General features: G+C 64.5%; 23 protein-coding genes. 9 read left to right on the top strand and 14 right to left on the bottom strand.

Features of this window, described 5'->3' with window-relative positions; genetic code table 11:
* The 5 genes from NKH95_RS18960 to NKH95_RS18940 all read right to left on the bottom strand — a co-directional run.
* Positions 1–483, bottom strand: a 483-nt coding sequence (locus NKH95_RS18960) for an AI-2E family transporter (protein ID WP_352892468.1), incomplete at its 3' end; no start/stop codon positions are given.
* A 155-nt stretch (positions 484–638) separates the two neighbouring features.
* Positions 639–1,706, bottom strand: coding sequence for a D-alanine--D-alanine ligase family protein (locus NKH95_RS18955; RefSeq protein ID WP_128304596.1), 1,068 nt, complete (start codon positions 1,704–1,706; stop codon positions 639–641).
* 24 nt (positions 1,707–1,730) lie between these two features.
* On the bottom strand, positions 1,731–2,348 hold the full coding sequence (locus tag NKH95_RS18950; RefSeq protein WP_352892465.1) for a cysteine peptidase family C39 domain-containing protein: 618 nt from the start codon (positions 2,346–2,348) through the stop codon (positions 1,731–1,733).
* A 95-nt stretch (positions 2,349–2,443) separates the two neighbouring features.
* Complete coding sequence (locus tag NKH95_RS18945; protein ID WP_352892464.1) at positions 2,444–2,959, bottom strand: hypothetical protein; 516 nt, start codon at positions 2,957–2,959, stop codon at positions 2,444–2,446.
* A gap of 190 nt (positions 2,960–3,149) precedes the next feature.
* On the bottom strand, positions 3,150–3,578 hold the full coding sequence (locus NKH95_RS18940) for a VOC family protein (protein WP_352793248.1): 429 nt from the start codon (positions 3,576–3,578) through the stop codon (positions 3,150–3,152).
* Between the two features lie 329 nt (positions 3,579–3,907).
* Between NKH95_RS18940 and NKH95_RS18935 the strand changes: the two genes are divergently transcribed.
* Positions 3,908–4,210 carry a hypothetical protein gene (locus NKH95_RS18935; RefSeq protein WP_352774086.1) on the top strand — a complete coding sequence of 101 codons (303 nt, stop codon included), beginning with the start codon at positions 3,908–3,910 and terminating at the stop codon, positions 4,208–4,210.
* Here NKH95_RS18935 and NKH95_RS18930 read toward each other — a convergent pair.
* From NKH95_RS18930 to NKH95_RS18920, 3 genes are all read right to left on the bottom strand, one after another.
* Positions 4,187–5,386 carry an aminotransferase-like domain-containing protein gene (locus tag NKH95_RS18930; protein WP_031213765.1) on the bottom strand — a complete coding sequence of 400 codons (1,200 nt, stop codon included), beginning with the start codon at positions 5,384–5,386 and terminating at the stop codon, positions 4,187–4,189. The genes NKH95_RS18935 and NKH95_RS18930 overlap by 24 nt on opposite strands.
* Positions 5,387–5,556: 170 nt before the next feature.
* Entirely contained in the window at positions 5,557–6,009 is a 453-nt protein-coding gene (locus NKH95_RS18925; protein ID WP_352611183.1) for a GNAT family N-acetyltransferase, read from the bottom strand.
* A gap of 64 nt (positions 6,010–6,073) precedes the next feature.
* Positions 6,074–6,826, bottom strand: coding sequence for a pyridoxamine 5'-phosphate oxidase family protein (locus tag NKH95_RS18920; protein WP_164892969.1), 753 nt, complete (start codon positions 6,824–6,826; stop codon positions 6,074–6,076).
* A 35-nt stretch (positions 6,827–6,861) separates the two neighbouring features.
* Here NKH95_RS18920 and pdxR point away from each other — a divergent pair, with 35 nt between their 5' ends.
* Positions 6,862–8,286, top strand: coding sequence for a MocR-like pyridoxine biosynthesis transcription factor PdxR (gene pdxR, locus NKH95_RS18915; RefSeq protein WP_352793249.1), 1,425 nt, complete (start codon positions 6,862–6,864; stop codon positions 8,284–8,286).
* 50 nt (positions 8,287–8,336) lie between these two features.
* On the opposite strand, the gene NKH95_RS18910 is transcribed toward pdxR, so the two are convergent.
* Entirely contained in the window at positions 8,337–8,831 is a 495-nt protein-coding gene (locus NKH95_RS18910; RefSeq protein ID WP_352554530.1) for a hypothetical protein, read from the bottom strand.
* Positions 8,832–8,948: 117 nt separating this feature from the next.
* Here NKH95_RS18910 and NKH95_RS18905 point away from each other — a divergent pair, with 117 nt between their 5' ends.
* Entirely contained in the window at positions 8,949–9,548 is a 600-nt protein-coding gene (locus NKH95_RS18905; protein WP_128304589.1) for a DUF922 domain-containing Zn-dependent protease, read from the top strand.
* Between the two features lie 81 nt (positions 9,549–9,629).
* Here NKH95_RS18905 and NKH95_RS18900 read toward each other — a convergent pair whose 3' ends face one another.
* Positions 9,630–10,688, bottom strand: a complete 1,059-nt coding sequence (locus NKH95_RS18900; RefSeq protein ID WP_352793250.1) for a Gfo/Idh/MocA family protein — start codon at positions 10,686–10,688, stop codon at positions 9,630–9,632.
* 50 nt (positions 10,689–10,738) lie between these two features.
* Entirely contained in the window at positions 10,739–11,443 is a 705-nt protein-coding gene (locus NKH95_RS18895) for an SDR family oxidoreductase (RefSeq protein ID WP_352892460.1), read from the bottom strand.
* Positions 11,444–11,570: 127 nt separating this feature from the next.
* Between NKH95_RS18895 and NKH95_RS18890 the strand changes: the two genes are divergently transcribed.
* Positions 11,571–12,470 carry a LysR substrate-binding domain-containing protein gene (locus NKH95_RS18890; protein ID WP_352892459.1) on the top strand — a complete coding sequence of 300 codons (900 nt, stop codon included), beginning with the start codon at positions 11,571–11,573 and terminating at the stop codon, positions 12,468–12,470.
* Here NKH95_RS18890 and NKH95_RS18885 read toward each other — a convergent pair.
* Entirely contained in the window at positions 12,467–12,928 is a 462-nt protein-coding gene (locus NKH95_RS18885; protein ID WP_023813853.1) for an Lrp/AsnC ligand binding domain-containing protein, read from the bottom strand. The two genes, NKH95_RS18890 and NKH95_RS18885, sit on opposite strands and share 4 nt — an antisense overlap.
* A gap of 127 nt (positions 12,929–13,055) precedes the next feature.
* Between NKH95_RS18885 and NKH95_RS18880 the strand changes: the two genes are divergently transcribed.
* Positions 13,056–14,051, top strand: coding sequence for an ornithine cyclodeaminase family protein (locus NKH95_RS18880; RefSeq protein WP_023813854.1), 996 nt, complete (start codon positions 13,056–13,058; stop codon positions 14,049–14,051).
* 354 nt (positions 14,052–14,405) lie between these two features.
* Here the strand turns inward: NKH95_RS18880 and NKH95_RS18875 are convergent, their stop codons facing one another.
* Entirely contained in the window at positions 14,406–15,023 is a 618-nt protein-coding gene (locus NKH95_RS18875) for a helix-turn-helix domain-containing protein (protein WP_128306018.1), read from the bottom strand.
* 137 nt (positions 15,024–15,160) lie between these two features.
* Between NKH95_RS18875 and NKH95_RS18870 the strand changes: the two genes are divergently transcribed.
* Genes NKH95_RS18870 through NKH95_RS18860 form a run of 3 tightly spaced genes read left to right on the top strand, consistent with a single transcriptional unit; the run spans position 15,161 to position 19,139 of the window.
* Positions 15,161–16,294, top strand: a complete 1,134-nt coding sequence (locus tag NKH95_RS18870) for an NAD(P)/FAD-dependent oxidoreductase (RefSeq protein WP_128306019.1) — start codon at positions 15,161–15,163, stop codon at positions 16,292–16,294.
* Positions 16,295–16,349: 55 nt separating this feature from the next.
* Positions 16,350–17,951 carry an ABC transporter substrate-binding protein gene (locus NKH95_RS18865; RefSeq protein WP_352774082.1) on the top strand — a complete coding sequence of 534 codons (1,602 nt, stop codon included), beginning with the start codon at positions 16,350–16,352 and terminating at the stop codon, positions 17,949–17,951.
* Positions 17,952–17,954: 3 nt separating this feature from the next.
* Positions 17,955–19,139 (top strand): serine hydrolase domain-containing protein, encoded by a 1,185-nt coding sequence (locus NKH95_RS18860; RefSeq protein WP_352441260.1) that lies wholly within the window; start codon positions 17,955–17,957, stop codon positions 19,137–19,139.
* Here NKH95_RS18860 and NKH95_RS18855 read toward each other — a convergent pair.
* The gene (locus NKH95_RS18855) at positions 19,136–19,849 is read right to left on the bottom strand and encodes a 3-keto-5-aminohexanoate cleavage protein (RefSeq protein WP_352892456.1); all 714 of its coding nucleotides are present in this window, start codon (positions 19,847–19,849) and stop codon (positions 19,136–19,138) included. The two genes, NKH95_RS18860 and NKH95_RS18855, sit on opposite strands and share 4 nt — an antisense overlap.
* 197 nt (positions 19,850–20,046) lie before the next feature.
* Between NKH95_RS18855 and NKH95_RS18850 the strand changes: the two genes are divergently transcribed.
* Positions 20,047–20,241 carry a hypothetical protein gene (locus tag NKH95_RS18850; protein WP_023813860.1) on the top strand — a complete coding sequence of 65 codons (195 nt, stop codon included), beginning with the start codon at positions 20,047–20,049 and terminating at the stop codon, positions 20,239–20,241.
* Positions 20,242–20,281: the final 40 nt, after the last annotated feature.

Here is a 20,281-nt window from a genome sequence, read left to right as displayed (position 1 = left end):
TTCCGGGGTGGCAGCCGGTAGCGAGGGGTCCTGCCTGTCGATCTCCTGGCCGACCCGCTCGACCACCTTGCTCAGTCTGGCAAGGATCCCGCCCCCCACCCCGGTTTCCTTGAGCGAGCGGATCTTGGTCAGGATGTTGGTCTGGTAGACCGGGATGTTCTGCGCCAGTTCGCTGACCTGCGTGGCGACGATGAAGGAGAACAGGCCAAGGGCCGCGAAAGCGCCGAGCACGCTGGCAATGACGGCGGCAATCCGGGGGATACCGACCTTTTTAAGAGCTGAGACAAGCGGCGCCAGGGCGAAGGTCAGTAGCAGCGCGATCGCGATCGGCAGGAAAACCTCGCGCCCGAAATACAGTGCCGCCACTGTCGTGACGATGGCCGCCACATTTGGCAATGAGGTTCGCGGATGAAGCGCGGCCGCTGAAAGGGCGTCCCCCGGCCCATCAGCCGAAGACGCCGTGCCGTTTCGACGATTGGCCACGTGATGCCTCCCTGCCAAATGCCATGATCGGGCATATAGAGCCGACGTACAACTTTAGCCAACGATGAAATACACCTCACTCAACAGGCAATGATCCCGCCCGCGTCGGCCGCGCTCTCAACGCGCGGAATGGAAGTCAGGCTCGCTCGTTCGGATCAGCGCGCCGCATGCCTGGCCAGCGCGTGCTCGATCAGCACGTCGATGGTTTGGCTGTAGCCGATGCCTGTTGCCGCCAGCGCCTTGGCGTACATCGAGATGTCGGTGAATCCGGGAATGGTGTTGACCTCGTTGACGAGCAGGCTGCCATCGGCGCGCAGAAAGAAATCGACGCGCGCCATGGCTTCGCAGCCAAGCGCCTGGAATGCCCGCCGCGCCATATCCCTGGCCTTCTCGGCCACATCGGCCGGGACATCGGCGGGCACCTTGACCAGCGCGCCGTCGGCATCGAGATATTTGGCCTCATAGGTGTAGAAGCCATGCTTGCCGGCCGGAATGATCTCGCCGGGCAGCGACACCGTCAGCGACCCGTCGGCGCGCTCCAGCACCGAGAACTCGATCTCGCGACCCTCGACGAATTCCTCGATCAACACTTTGCGGTCGTAGCGGAAAGCCGTGTCGATGGCCTGCTCGAAGCCGTCCCTGTCATTCACCTTGCTGACCCCGAAGGACGAGCCCTGGCGCGCCGGCTTGGCGAAGAACGGCAGGCTGAGCATCCCGGCAATCTCCTGGAAGGAATGCTTGCCGTTTCGATGCACGGTGACGGAGCGGGCAACCGCCAATCCCGCCTCGCGCATCAGCCGCTTGGCGACATCCTTGTCCATGGCGGCGGCCGAGGCGAGGATGCCGCAGCCGACATAGGCGACATCGGCGACCTCGGCATAGCCCTGCACCGAGCCGTCCTCGCCGAACGGCCCGTGCAGCACCGGGAACACGACGTCGATGGGGGGCAGGTCAGGCTGCGTACCATCCCGCGACACGGCGACCAGCCAGCCCTTGCCGCCGGGCAACAATGCAACCTCCGGGCCGTCTTCGGATGCCGGCGCCCCTGCCGCGTCATCAAGTTGTTGCAGCAGCCATCTGCCGCTTCGCGAAATAGCGATCGGCACGATGTCGTAGCGCGTCCGGTCGATCGCCTTCAGCACATTGGCGGCCGAAAGGCGCGACACGTCATGCTCGGCCGAACGCCCGCCATAGAGGATGGCCACTCTTGTCTTACCGGTCATCGAAATCCCTCGACTGTCAAAAAATCAAATGGCGACGGCAATGCCGCGATTGGCGAAGAAGCGATCGAAATCGGCCGGCGCCAACACTGCGTCTGCCTGTGTGGCGGGGTCGTGGCCGGACGGGTTGTGAAAGCGGAAACCCTCGTCGGACGCCGCCGTGACCAGCACCAGATGACCGCCCTTCGAGGGCGGCTCGCGCTCGGGCCAGCGGATCGAACTGCTGACCGACGCGATGAAGAAGCGCGTCCGCTGCATGATCGCCGGAATCTCCGCCGTCGCGACATTGGTCACCACCTCGGCCCGGAGTCCAAAAACCTCTTTCACGAAGCTGACGAAGGGCGCGTAGATCAGCCCCTTGATCGATCCCCCGTTGACGACATAGCCGCCATATAAGGTGCAGCGCCTGGCAAGCTCGATCGTCGGCACGATCTCGCCGCGGCTGGCCAGGATCATCTTCAGGCACGCCATGCCGCAGATGTTGGCGGCCCAGACCGCATACTCATCGAGAGTTTCCGCGCCCGACTCCCGCCACAGCGGATCGCGCCGCAGCGCCACTTCGGCGCCGTCGGCAAGCACGGCCGTGGTCATATCCGGCGTTTCCCACTGGCTGAAAAACGGCACGGTTTCAGGCAGCGGGTTCATGCGGTCTCCTCGGGCGGCTGGCTCCATCTCGTATACGAGGATACGAGATGGATGAAAAGCCGCTTAGGCCCGTTTGGCGAGCCGTGTGCCGCCGCCTACTCGGCCTTCGTCCAACCGAAAACCAGCCATGCATATTTCGATTTTTCGTCGGGTTCGACAGTGTAGGTCATCTGCATGTCGCCGTCCTTGGCGTAGATATCCAGCCGGGGCGCGGTCTCCAGCTTGAGCCACGCCGAACTCTTGCTGAAGGACCAGGTTCCGCACCAGACGCAAGGCCCCGACGTCGGATCACCCGGCTGATGAAAATTGTAGCGGCCGTCCGCCGTGATCTCCAGATAGTCGAACGCCCCGTAAAACGCCGTCACCGTCTGCTGGAATTCATTGGCGGCCGCTTCCTGTTCCGGTGTCGGCGCATCCTTCATATCGCGCGGCGGCCGGATGGCCCCACCGTTCAGTTTCCATTTACCGACAAAATCCTTCTGGGTCGGAAGATATTCCTCCTGCGCCTGCAGCGATGAAACATAAGCAAAAGGTGATATACTTGTGAGGCCACCGGCCCCGATCGCAAATAAAAGCGTGGCGGCACAGATCGCCCTTGTTGGGTTTTGCATAAAAAATATATCTCCACGGGGGTAAGGGGAGTTTTATTGAGGATTTTGCAGCGCGCGTTGCTTCGATACCGATTCCCGCTCGCCATTTGCACGGTTAGCATCGTGGCCACCAATCTGGCAACGCAAAGCAGCCTCTCTCTCCAGCATCGCCCCATGCGCCCGCGATCCCGGCCGGCTGAATATCGGCAGCTTAGAAGGTGATCTTCACCGAAGCGGCGCTGCGACTATGCGGGCCGTGATGGACGGCCTCGATGTTGTTGCCGTCGGGATCGAGCAGGAAGGCGGCGTAATAGCCGGGGTGATAGGGCCGTTCGCCCGGTGCGCCATTGTCCGTGCCGCCAGCCGTAAGCCCGGCCTTGTAGAAGACATCGACCATGGCGTGATCCCTTGCCTGGAAAGCCAGGTGATGGCGGCCGGTGAGTTTTCCCTGTGCGGCCCGGCTGTCGGCAGTGGAGACAAACAGCTCGTCGGCCCAGAAAAAGGCGGCGCCGCTGCCGCCAATCGGGACATCGAGCGCCTGCAGGACCGCCTCGTAGAAACGCCGGCTGGCCGCAAGGTCCCCGACCACCAGTTGGATGTGGTCGATGAGCCGGCCGCGATGCAATTCCTGGGTTTCCATGAAAACGCCTCCTCGTGTGGGTTCGAATTTAGGTTCGGACAGGGCGTCGTCAATGCGGATACTCCTTCCGTCCAGCAAACAAAAGGCCCGCTGGGAGGGGATCCAGCGGGCCTTTGGAAAGCATCTCTAGCCTTCAGAGGTCTGAGGGGGGATCAGACCTGGTAAGAACCTTTGTTGGCCGCGGAGGTTCCACCCGAACAGAAAAATGCCAACGCCCGGTCGAAACCGCGGAATTCGAGCGGTGGAGGCGATTTCTTTCGCGAGACCACTCTCAGTTTGGAACTTTCCGCTCCGAACCGGGTTTGGTGGCGCGGTGGGAGGAATTGCGATTGGATTGTTTTCAGAGGCTCGAAGCGCTTGTCGACAGCGCCGGTGTCGACGATATCGAGGAAGCAACCGCTCTGCTGCGCCGGTTCAAGGGCAGGTCGCACGAGGTCGCGGCAGCCATAGATGAGTTCATGCTCGATTTCATGACGTTGGTCTTCGTCGTCGAAAACGGCGAAGAAGGTGTCGAAAAGCCGGTCCGCAAGCTCGCTCGCACCAGGCTTTCAAAGCTCGAGCGGCTGGTTAGTGCAATGGCGGAGGCAAAGCCGGCTTCCGGCGCCGGCCTATCCCTTCAGGATGGCGGCTAGCCTTGGAATGCCTTCGCTCACCGCGCGCCGGTCGGCGAGCGTGAAGGACAGCCGCAGCGTGTTGCGCCCGGTGCCGTCGGCATAAAACGCGCTGCCCGGCACGAAGGCGACGCGCGCCTCCTTGACCGCCCGCGCCAGAAGCTCGGTGGCGTCGGCCCCTTCCGGCAGCGTCACCCAGACGAACATGCCGCCTTCCGGATGGCTCCAGGTCACGCCTTCCGGCATGTGGGCTTCCAGTGCCGAGAGCAGCCCGTCGCGGCGCTCACGATAGGCGCCGATAAGTTTTTCCACCTGGCCGTCGAACACGGCTTCGGCGACGCGATGCATCACCACCTGGTTGATCGACGGGCTATGCAGGTCGGAGGCCTGCTTCATCAGCACCAGCTTCTCGACGATTTGGCGCGGCGCGCACACCCAACCGACCCGCATGCCCGGCGACAGGATCTTCGAGAACGAGCCGCAATAGAGCGTGCGCGCCTTGTCGATACCGCCGGACCTGATGCAGTCGAGCGCCAGGATCGGCGGCTCGCCTTCGCCGTCATAGCGCAGCGCGCGATAGGCGGCATCCTCGATGACGGCGATGTCGAGTTCGCCGGCAAGGTCGAGCACCGCCTCGCGCTGCTCACGGTTCAGCGTGTTGCCGGTCGGGTTGGCGAAATCCGGCACCAGATAGGCGAACTTGGCCTTGCCGCCATTTGCAGCCGCCGCCGCGCGATAGGCATCGGGCGTCATGTTGCCGCCGGCCGGGGTCAGCCGATCGTAGCGAGGCTCATAGGCGTTGAAAGCCTGCAGCGCGCCCAGATAGGTCGGCCACGTCACCAGCGCGGTATCGCCCGGCGACAGGAACAGTTTGCCGAGATAATCCAGCGCCTGCTGCGAGCCGGAGGTTATGAAGATGTTGGCCTCGTCACAGGCGACGCCGAGCTTGCCCATCTGCCCGGCGAGCCAGCGCCGCAACGGCAGATAGCCTTCCGAGACCTGGTACTGCAGCGCCGCACCCGCCTCGGCGCCGCCGAGCACCGAAGCATAGGCGTCGCGGATCGCCTCGGCCGGGAACAGCGCGGGATCGGGAATACCGCCGGCGAACGAGATTATGTCTGGCTGGTCGAGCAGCTTCAGGAGCTCGCGGATTTCGGACGCTTTCATGCGCGATGAGCGCGAGGCCAACAGATTCATAAGGGTCACGACACGCCTCCCCAGACGCTGCAATATAGGTCAACTTGACTGACCTATATCCCCTCTTGGTCGCGAGTTGAAGTATGCCTGAACGATTTCCCGAATGCGCCAGCGGTGGCGCGATGCTCGAACGCCGCGAGCCGTTCCACAAAAAGTGTGCAGCCGCCCGCCTATAGGCTCTTCTTGTAGCCGAGATGGCTACCGGTAAAGCCGAGGCTTTCGTAAAAGCGGTGCGCGTCCGCCCGCCCCTTGTCGGTGGTTAACTGGACGAGGCTGCAGCCCCGCGCCCGGCACGCGTCGATCGCCCATTCGATCATCAGCCTGCCGACGCCCCCCGAGCGACGGTGGCCGGCAACCCGAACCGCCTCGATCTGCCCGCGCCACGCGCCCTTGCGCGACAGGCCCGCAAGGAAAGATATCTGCAAGGTGCCGATCACCTCGCCGCCATCCACGGCCACCACCAGCAACTGATTGGGATCGGCGTCGATGGCGTTGAAAGCGTCGATATAGCCTTGTGCCAGCGGCAAGGAGGCGTCCTCGCGGCCGGCGCCAAGCGGATCGTCGGCCAGCATCGCGACGATATCAGGCAGGTCGGAGGCCTGCGCACGGCGGAAGGTGATCATGGTGTCGAGATATCGCGAGGCGGCGGCAGCGGCAAGATTTGAATACGCTCCCACTAGGCGCTGGCTAAACTTTGCCCTCATACGCTCGCTGCGCCCGCGTCAGCGCCTCATCGAGCCTCGCACCCTCGGCATATCTAGCCAGGTTTTGCGGCCGCACCGTCCCAGGCAGCAGCCTCGGACACGGCTCGGCGGCGCCGACCACCATCCGCACCGGGATGACGCCGGCCCACACCGGATGCCCGTAATCCTCCTCGTCGTCGGCGACGCCCTTAGCGCGCACCTTGGCCGATGCCTCTTCGATGCGCATGCCGATCACCGTCGTCGCCTTGGCCTCCTGCACCGAGATCGGCCGCAGGGTCTCGCTCCGGCCGGGGTAGAAGCGGTCGACGACGCCGGCCAGCGCCTTCAGTTTCTCATCAGGCTCATCGATGATCCGCGCCGTGCCGAAACACATCGCCGAGCGGTAATTGGCGGAATGGTTGAAGCCCGAGCGCGCCAGCACCAGCCCGTCGAGATGCGACACCGTGAGACAGGCCAGCGTGCCGCCGCGCAGATTGCGCAGCATGCGGCTGGCCGACGAGCCGTGCCAGTAGAGCATGTCGTCCTCGCGCCAGTGGATGGTCGGCGTGCAATAGGGCTGGCCGTCGAACGTATAGGCGACATGGCACAGCAGCCCGGCATCCAGCACCGCGAAGACTGCCGCATGGTCGTAGCTGCCGCGCTCGTGCAGGCGCTTGACACGGTTGCGGCTGGTGGTCGGAAAGCTGGCTGGCGTGTCGTTCACGGCTTGCATCCTTGGTTGTTGTCTGCCAACCATGCGCCATGACATTGGTTGATAAAAGAACCAATCTGATGAAGAAAAACCAGACCAATTTTCCGGATTGGTCGGCGCTGATCCCGGTCCTGCCGGGCGACGGCCCGCGCAGCCGCGAACTATATGCGGCGCTGCGGCGGCTGATCGAGACCGGCGCGCTGGCCGCCGGGGCCAAACTGCCGACCACCCGGGATCTCGCACAGCGCTTCGGCCTGTCGCGTTCGGCGGCGGTTGCCTGTTTCGAAATCCTGATCTCGGAGGGGTTTGCGGTTGCCAAGGTCGGCGCCGGCACCTTCGTCGCGCCTGACGTGCCGCATCTGCCGACAGCACTGGTCAAGCCGCGTCCGCCGGAGATCGACGCGGCGACCTCGCTGCCTTGCGGCCTTGGCGTGGCGGTGTCGGATCCGCGCACGCTCGATATGTTTCGCATCCTGTTGTCGCGCCACCTCGCCCGCCCCGGGCCGGAGCATTTCCGCTATGGCGACCCGCGCGGCGGCCTGCCGCTGCGCACGGCAATTGCAACTTATCTCAGGACCGCACGCGGCGTGCGCTGCGACGCCGGCCAGATCGTGCTGACTTCGGGCACGCAGCAGGGGCTGGATCTTCTGGTGCGTGCCGCGCTCAGCCCCGGCGATGCCGTCTGGATCGAAAACCCCTGTTACCCGATGGCGCAGGCCGTGCTGGCCGGCAGCGGCGCCAGGGTTTTTGGGGTACCGGTCGACGCGGAAGGGCTCGATCCCGAGATCGGCGAAAGCCTGTGCTCCAAGGCGCGCGCGGCCTATGTCACGCCCTCGCATCAATATCCGCTCGGCGTGACGATGACGATGCGCCGCCGTCTCGCTTTGCTCGACTGGGCGCGGCGCAACGATGCCTGGATCATCGAGGACGACTACGACAGCGAGTTCCGCTATGCCGGCCCACCGCTGACCTCGCTGCAGGGCATGGACGGTTCAGGCCGTGTCGCCTATCTCGGCACCTTCTCGAAAATCCTCTTCCCCGGCCTGCGCATCGGCTATGTCGTGGTGCCCGAAGCGCTGCTCGATGCCGTGATGGCGGTCAGGGCGCGCTCCGACCGCTTCCCCTCGACGCTGGCCGAAGGCGCGCTGACCGACCTGTTGAACGAAGGCCATTTCGCCGCCCATCTCAGGCGCGTGCGCCGCCGGGTGCAAGCCGCGCGCGACGTGCTGGTCGCCGGCCTCGAGGCGCATTGCGGCGATGCCCTCGAAGTAACCGTGCCCGAACAGGGGTTGCATTTGATGGCGACGCTGAAGCGCGCCGGGCCTGACACCGCGATCGTCGAGGCGGCGAAGGCGGCGGGTGTCGGCGCCAGGGCCTTGTCCTCGATGTTCATCGGCGGGGCGCCCCGGCAAGGTCTGGTGCTGGGTTTTTCGGGATTCTTGGATGAGGAATTGATTGCCGCGACGGCGCGACTGGGTGGGGTGGTTCGGCAGCAAGCCCGGTGAGCCAACGAGAACCGCCTCATTCCTGCGCCGGCATCGAACTGTAGAACCCCTCAATCCCCATCCGCTGGCCCGGCCTTGCCGCACTGCGCCAGCACCTTGCCGATGGCCGCGCTCGACCCCTTCAGTGGAAAGCTGATCTCCCCATATTTGGCCGCACTGACGCTGACATCGCCCTTCCCGCGCAACAGGTCGAGCAGCGGATCGGCTTTCGCCAGGTTGACCACGAAGTAATTGTACATGGCCTCCAGCTGCAGCGTCCTGGTCACCGTCTTGCCGTCGGCCTTGAACGCGAACGAACCGCTGATGCCAGGTTCCAGCTGCTGGCCGGTGGCACCGAGATCGTAGCTCAGCACCGGCGTGTCGAAACAGGTGAGCATCAGATGCGCATCGCCTTTCGGCCCGCCGCAGACCGAAGCCGTCAGCACGCTGCCGCCCTCGTCTTCCTCCATCTTGGCGCTCCAGCCACCGCACGACGCGGCAAACGCCGGCTGCGCGGCCTGCAGGATCGCCAAGGCACCAGCGACGATGAGATGTGCAACTCTCATGACTCCCCCAATTGACTGCCTCCAGGGCATTTGCAGCGCCCGTCGGCAGCATATAGGAAAAGCGATCCGATGGCATTGCCCCTTGCGGCAACCAGTCCTGTTTCGCGGAGAGTTGGATTGAAAGCCTGCGTTCGCCTGTGTCTGTCCTTTGTTGCCCTGCTGGCCTTGCCGCTCATCGCTCATGCCGAGTGGAAGCCGGTCGAGAAGATCGAGCCCTACGCGATCTCGGGCCGGTCCGGCGCCGAACTCTACCGCTCGATCGGCGAGAAAGGGCCAAAGCTCGGCATTGCCCGTGCCATCGCCTACACCAATTTCAAGCTGACCTGGGGGTTAAGGGACTACCGGCCCAGGGGCAAGGACTGCGTGCTGACGGCCGGGCGGCCGAAGCTGATCGTCACCTACACCTTGCCAAAACCCTCCGGCTCCCTGCCGCCCGCCGTCCAGAAGAACTGGGAAACCTTCATCGCCGGCGTCGCCGCCCATGAGAAGGTGCATGGCGCCAGCATGGTCCAGATGGTCCACGATATCCAAGCCGCTACGGACGGCCTGACCGTCGCCGACGATCCCAAATGCAGCAAGACAAGGGCCGAGGTGGTCAAGCGGCTCGACGCGATTTCGAAGGCGCGTGTGCAGGCAAGCCGAGATTTCGACCGCGTCGAATTCGGCGATGGCGGCAATTTGCAGAAACTGGTTTTTTCGCTCGTGACCGGCCCCTGACTGGCGCAGCCTCCAATCCGAAGTTGGCGGCAGTGCTATCTCGACCGCTGGCGCCCGCGCTCTCCGCCGCTTCGCCCCAGCTCACCGCGTTTCCGCACTCGCCCGCAGCTCCGCGCGCTTCTCGTCCGATACCACTGCCAGATCCAGCACCTGCTGCAATTCGGCGGCATGGCGGAAGGACGGTTCGGCTTGCACGCCGGATCGCACTGCGTCAGTGAAACGCTGGTAGTTGGTCGGCACCGTGCCGGCGTCGAGCTCTTCCCATATAGCGTTCTCGACGTTTTCGCCGATGCAGGCCTTGAGCGTCGAACCATCGAGATTGTGCACCACTTCGATGCCCCCCTTCTCGCCATAGATGCGCAGACGCAGCTCGTTGAGATGGCCTGTTGCCCAGCGGCTGGCATGCACCACGCCGAAGGCGCCGTTGGAAAAATCCAGCGTCATGGCGAAGCTGTCATTGGCGTCGAGCCCGTAGTCGCCGATGCGGTTGCCGGGCGCCTTGTCGAAGGCGCGCAGCCGGCAGAAGACATGGTCGATGTCGACCGCGGCGCCATAGCTGGCGAAATCGAGGATGTGGATGCCGACATCGCCAAGCACGCCATTCGAGCCGTGGCCGCGCGACAGGCGCCACAGCCATTTCGGATCGGTGCGCCAGTCGCCCCAGAATTTCGACACCAGCCAACTTTGCAGATAGGACGCCTCGACATGCCTGACCATGCCGATTTCGCCCGCCAGCACCATCTGGCGAGCCTTCTGCAGCGCGGCGACATTGCGATAGGTCAGGTTCACCATGTTGACGATGCCGGCAGCCTCGGCGGCATCGGCCATCTCGGTCGCCTTGGCGAAGTCTTCGGCCAGCGGCTTCTCGCACAGCACCGGCTTGCCGGCGGCGATCAGCGCCATGGTGGTCGGGTGATGGATGCGGTCTGGCGTGACATTGGCCACCGCGTCGAACTCGCCCCATGCCAGCGCCTCATCCAGCGCGGTAAAGCGGTTGGGAATGTCAAAGCTGTCGGCGAACTCGCCGACCCGTGCCGGATCGACATCGACCGCGCCGACAATGTCGACGCCCTCGATGGCGCTGAACCGCCTTGCATGTTCCTGCGCCATCCAGCCGGTGCCGAGTATCAAAAGCCGCATTCTTTGCTCCTTGGGGTGAGATGCCGGAATCCCCCTCCCGGTCGACGCCCTCAAATAGCGCGGATAATGCCGCCGTCGACCCGGATGTTCTGGCCGGTGATATAGCCGGCGCCTTCCGAAGCCAGGAAGGCGATGGTCGCGGCGATCTCTTCCGAGGTGCCGTAGCGCTGCATCGGCACGCTGTCGCGGCGCTCCTCGGTGGCCGGCAGGCTGTCGATCCAGCCGGGCAGCACATTGTTCATGCGCACATTGTCGGCTGCATAAGTGTTGGCGAAGATCTTGGTGTAGGCGGCAAGCCCGGCGCGGAACACGGCGGACGTCGGGAAGATCGGGCTCGGCTCGACCACCCAGGCGGTCGAGATGTTGATGATGGCGCCGCCCTTCTGCTTGACCATCTGCGGCGCCACGATGCGCACCGGACGGATGACGTTCAGCAGATAGACATCCATGCCGGTGTGCCATTGCTCGTCGGTGATTTCGAGGATCGGCGCGCGCGGCCCGTGGCCGCCGCTGTTGACCAGCACGTCGATGCGGCCAAAGCGCTCCAGCGTCAGGTCGACGAGGCGCTGTAAATCTTCATTGGATTGGTTGGAGCCGGTGACGCCGAGCCCGCCCAATTCCCCAGCCAGCGCCTCGCCTTTTCCGGAAGACGAAAGGATGGCGACCTTGAAGCCGTCCGCCGCCAGCCGCTTGGCCGCCGCCGCACCCATGCCGCTGCCGCCGGCCACCACCACAGCTACTTTTTCTACACTCATCGGATTTTCCTCTCAGGGTTGGCGGGCACCGCAAACGGTGTTTTCGGGAGTTGAACGTCGATATAGCTGGTTTTCCACACCGGTTCGAACCAGAATGCTTGAAATCAACCTGTAGAAAAACTCCTGCATGCCCGAAGCCTTCCTCAGCCTGCCGCCATTGAATGCGCTGCGCGCCTTCGAAGCCTCGGCGCGTCATCTCAACTTCCGCATCGCGGCCGAGGAGCTGAACGTCACTCAAGGGGCGGTCGCCCAGCACATTCGCGGGTTGGAAGCCGATCTCGGCACAAAGCTGTTCGAGCGGCTGCCGCGCGGCCTGGCGCTGACCGATGAGGGCCGCGCCTATGTGCCCAACATCCGCCGCGCCTTCGACCTGATCTCCGAGGCGACGCTGCTGTTGCGTCCCGAACCGGCGCGGCTGACGGTCAGCGTGACGCCAAGCTTCGCCACCAAATGGCTGATCCCGAGGCTGCACGACTTCGTCGCGCACAACCCGCTTGTCGACCTGCGCGTTCTGGCCAGCGAGAGCCTGTCGAGCTTCCAGGCCGATGGCGTCGACATCGCGGTCAGGCAAGGCCGCCCGCCCTTCGGCGCTGGGCTGATCGTCGACCTGTTGTTTCCCCAGCAGATCATCGCCGTCTGCAGCCCTGCCTTGCTGCCGGCCGGCACGGTCCAGATCGCGGCCACCGAAATCCAGCACCACGTCCTGCTGCACGATGCGCACAATCTGTGGCCGGAATTCATGGAAAAGGCGGTCGGCCTGAAGATGACGACCGAACTGAAACGCATGCGCTTCAACCAGACCAGCCTCGCCATCGATGCAGCCATCGCCGGCCAGGGCATAGCGCTGGCCAGCCGCTTTCTCGTCGCCGCCGACCTCGCCGCCCACCGGTTGGTTCAGCCCGTCAGCGGTGAAATGCGCGGCACGCAGGATTTTTATGTCGTGATGCCGAGAAAGCAGCGGCGCCCGGAGCCGACGCAAGCGGTGCGGCAATGGCTGCTGGATGCGGGGGAACGGCCGCCGGTCTAGATCGGCAGCAGGGCGTCGGGCTTCACATTGGCGATCGAAGCGTAGGTGTGTGTCTCCCGCACCCCGGGCAGCGGCAGGATGACCCGCTGCAAAAAATCCTGGAACATCGCCATGTCGGCGATGCGCGCCTTGACCAGATAGTCGAAGCCGCCGACCACCATGTGGCATTCGATGATCTCGGGCGCCCGCAGAACCGCCTCGGCGAAGCGGTCGAAGACATGCGGCGCCGTGTGGTCGAGCCGCACCTCGATGAAGACGAGCTGCGCCTGCCCGATCCGAGCAGGATCGAGCACCGCGCGCACGGCGCGGATGAAGCCTTCGGCGAACAGCCGCTTGACGCGCTGCGTCGCCCCGGTCGGCGACAGGCCGACCCGCCGCGCCAGATCGAGCGTCGTGCGGCGGCCGTCCTCCTGCAACAAACGCAGCAGCGAGCGGTCGATACGGTCGAGATCGTCCATTTCAGGATTCACGCTTTGTGAGCCGGGCACGCGTGATAGTCACGCCAAAATAACGAAAACAGCATATTTCATCACGCTGATAGATCGCAATACCGTTGTCGTGCAACCCATAACGAAAGCGGATTCCATGACATCAGCGATATCGACCTCCCGCAGCGCCCAGGCCAAGGGTGACACGCCCGTACTCATCCTGAGCGAGGCCGAGGTGAAAACCTGCATCGACCTGCGCCAGCTTCTCGACGTGCTCGCCGGCGGCTTCAAGGCCTTGTCCGGCGGCAAGGTGGTCAATCCGGCACGGCCGCAGCTCGACATTCCGCAGGTCGGCTATTCGCTGGCGATGTCGGCATGGATGGCAGGCATGCATCTGACGGTGAAGATCGTCAACGTCTTCGAGGGCAACGTCGCCAGAGGCATCCCCAGCCACCTCGCCACCATCCATCTGTTCGATCCGCAGACCGGCATGCCGGTCTGCGTCATGGACGGCACCTACATCACCGCCGTGCGCACCTCCGGCTCCGCCGTGCTCTCGGTGCGTGAACTCGCCCGCCGCGACGCCAAGGTCGCGACGGTGGTCGGCGCCGGTGTGCAGGCCGGCCAGCATCTCAATCTTCTGCCGCTGGTGCGCGACTTCACCGAGATCCGCGTCGTCTCGAAGGAATTCGCCGATGCGCAGGCGCTTGCCGCGCAGCATCCCGGCGTCGTCGCCGTCGCCGATATCGAGGCCGCGGTGCGTTCGTCCGACGTCGTCTGCCTGGCAACGCATTCCTATGCGCCGGTGATCTCGGCCGACTGGGTGCGGCCCGGCACTCACATCTCATCGGTCGGCGTCGCCCCGCCCGGCGGCGAACTGCCGGTCGAGCTTATCGGCAGGGCCAGCCTGTTCGTCGAGACCAGGGAGGCCTTTGCCCCGACGCCGGTCGGCTCCTGCGAACTCGCTGACCTCGATCCGCAAACCGGAACCGAGCTCGGCGACATGCTGCTCGGGCGGCGGCCGGGACGGGTTAGCGCCGATCAGGTCACCGTCTACAAGGCCATGGGCGTTGCTATGGAGGACATGGTGGCGGCCGATCTCGCCTATCGCGAGGCGGTTCGGCGGGGAATGGGGCGTGTGGTTGCGATGTAGTGGGGGCTCAATTGTCGAAGCCAGCGCCGCCCGTCAATAGGATCGTCCTTCTCCCCGTTTACAGCAGGGCTATCGCATATGGATTCTTGCGAGGAAGAACCCCCACCCTAACCCTCCCACAACGGGGAGGGAACGCTGCCGCGTGCCTTCCATTCTTCTTGGCGCCGAAAGACAGGCGATTCTCCTGGGTCAGCGCCAACGGAAGTCTCCCTCCCCCTTGTGGGGAGGGGTTAGGGGTGGGGGTCCGTGCCGGGCAGACATCTCAGGAATTCCATGTGCGATAGCCCTGCCCTTGCGGGGAGAAGATGGCGGCAGCCAGATGAGGGGCGGCGCAGCCATCGAGAATGTTAGTCCCTACCCCTCCACCGTCTCCAGCACGCTCAGCAGCGTGCCTTCCATATCAGGCTCGTCGCCGGAGCAGACGCACAGCATCTCGGCGTCGCCCTCGCCGACCGAGAGGTAGGCATGACCCATGGTGGAATCGATGTAGACGCTGTCGCCCTGTTTCAGCCGCACCGGCGCGTACTGGTCGGTGTGCAGTTCGATCTCGCCCTTAAGCACGATCAAAAATTCCTCGCCGGCATGCCTGGTCAGCGGGCCGAATTCCTGCGGCGTGCGGGCGCGTGCATAGGCGTGGATCGGCACCATGCGCTTGCGCACCAGATCGGTGGCCAGATAGCGGTAGTCGTAGTTGCGGGTCAGCTGGCGCAGCGTGTTGGACTGCGAAGTCACCGAACGACGGGTGCGCGCGGCCGGCTGCTTGCGGTCGCCGCTGAGCAGCTCGGTGACATGGATGTTCAGCCCCTCGCAGATCTGCAGCAGCTTGTCGTAGCTCAGCGACATCTGGTCGTTCTCGACTTTGGACAGCGTCGACACCGCGACGCCGGTCAGCGTGCTGACCTCCTGCAAGGTCCAGCCATGCGTTTTCCTCAAGCCGCGCAGACAATCACCGAGGTTCGGTTGCTCCGACATCGTCAGCTCCGTTGCGCGGCCCATCGAGCCGCCAGTCCACCCTAGGTAGTCCAACTCTCTGCCGCCATCAACAACACCAACAATTTTCTTATACGCTAAATATTGACTGGATACGAAATTATTTCTACCCCTAGGGCATGCAATCCAAGTCTATCCAAAAAATCGTCGTCATCGGCGGCGGCATTGCCGGCCTTTCGCTGGCGGCTGCCGTGCAGCCCTGGGCCGAGGTCACAGTGCTCGAGCGCGAGCCGCATCTCGGCTATCACGCCAGCGGCCGCTCGGCCGCGCTGTTTTCAGAAACCTATGGCAATGCACTGGTGCGGGCGCTGTCGCTGGCCAGCCGACAGGCGATCATCGATGGCGGCTTCGCCGCCCACCGGCGCGGCGCGCTGCACGTCGGCGGTGTCGAAGACAGTGCAGCCGTCGACCGCATGGCGGCCGAGATGCAGGCGCTGGTGCCGAGCGTGCGCCGCCTGTCAGCAGCAGAAGTCACCGCGCTGGTGCCGGTCATCGCCACGGCAACCACCTGCGGCGGCGTGCATGAACCCGGCGCGCTCGATGTCGACACGGGAAAGATGCTTGCGGCTTCAGCCTCCGCGCTCAAGGCCGGCGGCGGCGTGATCCGCACCGGCGAGGAAGTGCTGGAGATTTCCCGCGTCGCAAACGGCTTCAGCGTCACCACCAGTGCCGGCGCCTACCAGGCCGACATCGTCGTCGACGCCGCTGGCGCCTGGGTCGATGTCGTCGCCGGGCTGGCCGGTCTCTCCGGTCTCGGCTTCCGGCCGAAGCGCCGCACCGCCTTCCTGTTCGATCCGCCCGCCGGCATGGACATCAGCGCCTGGCCGCTGGTGGTCGATTTGCATGAACAATTCTACTTCAAGCCCGATGCCGGCAGGCTGATCGGCTCGCTGGCCGACGAGACCGATTCCGAACCCTGCGACACCTATCCGGAAGACATCGACGTCGCCATCGCCGTCGACCGCATCGAACAGGCGACGTCGCTGCGCATCGGCCGTCCGTCGACGCCCTGGGCGGGCCTGCGCACCTTTTCGCCTGACCGCACGCCGGTCATCGGTTTCGACCCTCGCCTGCCCGGCTTCTTCTGGCTTGGCGGCCAGGGCGGCTACGGTTTCCAGGTGTCGCTGACGCTGGCGCGGCTGGGCTCAGTGCTGCTGCGCGGCCAGCCGCTGCCGGACGATCTCACGGCACGCGGTATCACGTCCGCCGCGCTTGCGCCCAACCGTTTCATCACCCCGGCGGCGACGCCATGAACTTCACCGGCCTGCCCTTCCCCCAACCCGTAAAGTGTCATCAGGAGCGTTTGCGATGAAATCCGTTCTGCGCGCAGTCCTTACCTCGTCCTTGCTGGCCTCGTCCGTCCTTCTTGGCGGACAGGCCTACGCCAAAACCTTGGTCTATTGCTCGGAAGCCAATCCCGAGACCTTCAACCCGGCGATCGGCACGGCGGACTCCACCATGGATGCCGCCGCCAAGACGATCTTCAACCGGCTGGTCGAGTTCAAGCCTGGCACGACCGAAGTCGGGCCGGCGCTGGCCGAAAGCTGGGAGGTCTCAGCCGAAGGCAAGATCTACACCTTCCACCTACGCCACGGCGTGAAATTCCAGTCGAACGACCACTTTACACCGTCGCGCGAGTTCAATGCCGACGACGTGCTGTACACCTTCAACCGCCAGCGCGACGCCAGCAATCCCTACCACAAGCTCGGCGGCGGCGCTTACGAGTATTTCAACGCACTGGGCATGGGCACGCTGATCGACAAGATCGACAAGGTCGACGACCACACCGTGCGCTTCACGCTGACGGCTGCCAATGTCACCTTCCTGCCCGGCATTGCGCTCGACTATCTCTCCATCCTGTCCCTGGAGCAGACCGAAAAGATGGTCGCCGCCGGCACGCCGGAACTGATCGATAGCGAGCCCGTGGGCACCGGCCCGTTCGTGCTGCAGGCCTATGTCCCCGACAGCCAGATCCGCTACGCCGCCAACAAGGATTATTGGCGCGGCGCGCCGAAGATCGACACTCTGGTCTTCGCCGTTACGCCCGAACCGACCACGCGCGTCGAGCGTCTCAAGGCCAATGAGTGCCAGGTCGCCGCCCCGCCCCCGCCAAGCGCCGTCGCCGATTTGCGCACCGATCCCGACATCACCGTGCTCGACCTCAAGGGCCAGAACATTGGCATTCTCGGCTTCAATGTCGAACATCAGCCGCTCGGCGATGTCCGCGTGCGCATGGCGCTGGCCAAGGCCGTCGACCGCAAGGCGATCGTCGACGCCGTCTATGCCGGCGCCGGCACGGTCGCCGGCAGCGTCGTGCCGCCGGCGCAGATCGGCGCCGTCACCGATGCCGGCATCGACTATGACCCGGATGGCGCGAAGGCGCTGCTGAAGGAAGCCGGCCACGAGAGCGACCTGAAAATCAGCCTGTGGGCGATGCCGGTATCGCGGCCGTACAATCCCAACGCCAAGCGCATGGCCGAGATGATCCAGGCCGACTGGGCGAAAGTCGGCGTCAAGGCCGAGATCGTCAGCTTTGAATGGGGCGAATATCTCAAGCGCACCGCGGCGGGCGAACAGGACGCCTACCTGCTCGGCGGCAGCAGCGACAATGGCGACCCCGACAACATGCTGAGCTACCTGCTGTCCTGCGACGGCGTGAAGGGCGGCTCCAACCGCTCGCGCTGGTGCGATCCGGCCTTCGAGAAGCTGCTGCAGGACGGCCGCGTCGCCGCCGATCCGAAACAGCGCGCCGAGATCTATGCCAGGGCGCAAGCGATCCTGAAGGTTGAGGTGCCGGTGGCGCCGATCGCCCATTCGGTGGTGGCGATCCCGATCCGCAAGAGCGTGCTCAACTACGTGCTCGACCCCTTCGGCCGGCAGAACTTTGCCGATGTCGATATAGCGGAGTGAAGCTTGGCGACCCTGCCCTCGGGCTCGGCCCGAGGACGCACCGACATCATCTATGAAACCAGCAATTTAGCGGCGAAAGCAGAATCCATGCGTGAAGACCTGAACGCCCTCCTCAAGACCTATCTCACCGATGGCGCGGTAGGCGCATCACTCGCATACTCCACTGGCGCCGCACCAACCACCCTGACCGCCGGCCTCGCCGACCGGGAGCATGGCATTGCCGTCTCGCCTGAACGCCTGTTCAAGATCGGCAGCTGCACCAAGACCTTCGTTGCCGCGGCCCTGGCCAAGCTCGCCCAGGACGGCAAGCTCGATCTCGGAGCGCCGATCTCCGGCTGGTTTCCTTACCTGCCGGAAGCAAAAGACATTTCGGTGCGCCAGTTGATCAACCACCGCAGCGGCCTGCCGGAGTTCGAATATTACATTCCGATGGATCCGAGCCGGCAATGGACGCCGCGGCAACTGGTCGACATCGCCTTCGCTTCCGACAAGCAGAAGGCGCCGGGCGGACCCGCCGTCTACAACAACACCGGCTATGTGCTGGCCGGCATGGTGATCGAGGCGGTGACAGGCCAGTCGCTGGGCGGCTATGTCAGAAGCGCGGTGCTGCAGCCGCTCGGCTTGGAGAATACCTGGTCGCCGGCCACCGAAGCCTTTCCGGAAAAGTCGATGGTGCGTGGCTACTACCACCGCCCCCCGCCGCCGGCGAATGCGCCCACCGACATCGCCTCCGGCGGCGAGATGTGGCGCGTGGACGGCGTGCTGCGCTACTCCGACGAATTGCAGGATTCTTCCGATTCCTTCCCGTTCGGCGCCGCTTATGGCTGCGGCGACATGGTGTCGACGCCGTCCGACATGGTGAGCTTCATGCGCGGTCTCTTTTCCGGCAGAGTGCTGTCGCCGCCGTTCTTCGCCGAGATGTTCGAACACCGCGTGCCAGCGAGTTTTCCGGGCACCCGCATGCGCGAGACCGGCGCCGGCATGTTCCAGAGCGACTACGCCAACCGCGCCTTTTACGGCCACCAGGGCAGTATCCCCGGCTACGTCGCCGTCATGCTGCATGACCCGATCTCAGAGCTGACCATCGCCATGACCAGCAATGTCGGCTCCGGCAACCGCCTGTCCTTCCAGGCCAGCGGCTTGCATCCGGTGGTGGATAAGGCGATCCAGATCATTCTGGAAAACTAGCCGCGAAAGATCGCCACGGCGGCAGCGATGATCGCCGCGTTATCCTTCGCCACAGTTCCATCGGCGAGCGTCTTGCCGTCTTCCAGGCCGACCCGTGTCGACCAGCGCTTGCGATACGCAAGCTCGACGAGGGGCCAGACAGTTGTGTCGACGCCATGCAGCAGGATCGACCGCCGCACCCCTGCGCGATCGAGCACCGTGGCGATGCCGTGTGCCTCGTCGAGTGCCACGGACAGATCCGGGATGTCGATCTCGATCAAGATGCGCAGCACCCGGTCGTGGTCGGGAAGCGCCACGAAGCGCTCAGCGTCGGCGACGGTGGCAAGCCCGGCCTCGATGCCGACGCCACGCTGGCGCAACAGCTCCATCACGCGAGGCGCATCCACCTCCGACAGATTGACCGATGCATAGTCGGGCAGTTCCCGCCAGCCGGAGATCGCCGCACAGGTCCGCTCGACATCGTTCTCGATCCAGGCGCCCGTCGACACGCCTATAAGCGTGCCCGGACAGGCCTGACGCACCGCCAGCACGGTGGCATCGACGGCCGCGAGGCTTTCGCGCCCGTCAAGGCCGCGCGGGTGGATGTGCAGTTCGGAGGCACCCGCGGCGACGCAGGCGGCGGCATCGCCGGCCATCGCCTCGGCAGTCAGCGGTAGCGCGGGATGGAAATCGCGCGGACGCGCGCCGTTGATGCAGGCCTGGACGATCATCGGTCTCACCTCGGACAAGGGAGCCGACAGTCTAGTCGCGCGGCAAGGCACCGCAAAGAGTTGGGTGGCGTCACTCCTGACAGCGCATCTGCCGCGCCCTGTTTCTGCGGCATTTGAATAAAAGCCGCTTGTGGATATTTACCCGGCGTTCCCTCGTCTCCGGCAAGGTCTTCTAGGGCGGGATCATGGAGGGACCATTGACCAGCGATTTTTCAGCCGCCCGCATCCACCTCGAACGCGCCTATCATTATCTGCAAGGCAACGACGAGACGAGTCGCACGGCCTGTGAAGCGCTCGATCTGTTGATCGAAGCGGTGACGGAGGCGCAGCACAGGCGACCCGAGGCTGGAGTGCTGGAGTTTCCGCAATCAACGGCGCGGCGAACCGGATAGACTGTGGCGAGTTTCAGGTCAGTCCGGCCTGGCCTGAAAC

The organism is Mesorhizobium sp. M0848, from assembly GCF_040319805.1.
Classification (GTDB): Bacteria; Pseudomonadota; Alphaproteobacteria; order Rhizobiales; family Rhizobiaceae; genus Mesorhizobium.
Note: the sequence above shows the minus strand (reverse complement) of the source record. Positions and strands in the feature narration are given on the sequence as shown.

Excerpts from the sequence above, each read along its gene's own strand:
- NKH95_RS18955 (WP_128304596.1), bottom strand. The coding sequence starts at position 1,706 with ATGACCGGTAAGACAAGAGTGGCCATCCTCTATGGCGGGCGTTCGGCC.
- NKH95_RS18950 (WP_352892465.1), bottom strand. The coding sequence starts at position 2,348 with ATGAACCCGCTGCCTGAAACCGTGCCGTTTTTCAGCCAGTGGGAAACG.
- NKH95_RS18945 (WP_352892464.1), bottom strand. The coding sequence starts at position 2,959 with ATGCAAAACCCAACAAGGGCGATCTGTGCCGCCACGCTTTTATTTGCG.
- NKH95_RS18940 (WP_352793248.1), bottom strand. The coding sequence starts at position 3,578 with ATGGAAACCCAGGAATTGCATCGCGGCCGGCTCATCGACCACATCCAA.
- NKH95_RS18930 (WP_031213765.1), bottom strand. The coding sequence starts at position 5,386 with ATGAATCTGTTGGCCTCGCGCTCATCGCGCATGAAAGCGTCCGAAATC.
- NKH95_RS18925 (WP_352611183.1), bottom strand. The coding sequence starts at position 6,009 with ATGATCACCTTCCGCCGTGCGCAGGCCTCCGACCTGCCTGATATCGTC.
- NKH95_RS18920 (WP_164892969.1), bottom strand. The coding sequence starts at position 6,826 with ATGGTTGGCAGACAACAACCAAGGATGCAAGCCGTGAACGACACGCCA.
- pdxR (WP_352793249.1), top strand. The coding sequence starts at position 6,862 with ATGAAGAAAAACCAGACCAATTTTCCGGATTGGTCGGCGCTGATCCCG.
- NKH95_RS18910 (WP_352554530.1), bottom strand. The coding sequence starts at position 8,831 with ATGAGAGTTGCACATCTCATCGTCGCTGGTGCCTTGGCGATCCTGCAG.
- NKH95_RS18900 (WP_352793250.1), bottom strand. The coding sequence starts at position 10,688 with ATGCGGCTTTTGATACTCGGCACCGGCTGGATGGCGCAGGAACATGCA.
- NKH95_RS18895 (WP_352892460.1), bottom strand. The coding sequence starts at position 11,443 with ATGAGTGTAGAAAAAGTAGCTGTGGTGGTGGCCGGCGGCAGCGGCATG.
- NKH95_RS18890 (WP_352892459.1), top strand. The coding sequence starts at position 11,571 with ATGCCCGAAGCCTTCCTCAGCCTGCCGCCATTGAATGCGCTGCGCGCC.
- NKH95_RS18885 (WP_023813853.1), bottom strand. The coding sequence starts at position 12,928 with ATGGACGATCTCGACCGTATCGACCGCTCGCTGCTGCGTTTGTTGCAG.
- NKH95_RS18880 (WP_023813854.1), top strand. The coding sequence starts at position 13,056 with ATGACATCAGCGATATCGACCTCCCGCAGCGCCCAGGCCAAGGGTGAC.
- NKH95_RS18875 (WP_128306018.1), bottom strand. The coding sequence starts at position 15,023 with ATGTCGGAGCAACCGAACCTCGGTGATTGTCTGCGCGGCTTGAGGAAA.
- NKH95_RS18870 (WP_128306019.1), top strand. The coding sequence starts at position 15,161 with ATGCAATCCAAGTCTATCCAAAAAATCGTCGTCATCGGCGGCGGCATT.
- NKH95_RS18865 (WP_352774082.1), top strand. The coding sequence starts at position 16,350 with ATGAAATCCGTTCTGCGCGCAGTCCTTACCTCGTCCTTGCTGGCCTCG.
- NKH95_RS18855 (WP_352892456.1), bottom strand. The coding sequence starts at position 19,849 with ATGATCGTCCAGGCCTGCATCAACGGCGCGCGTCCGCGCGATTTCCAT.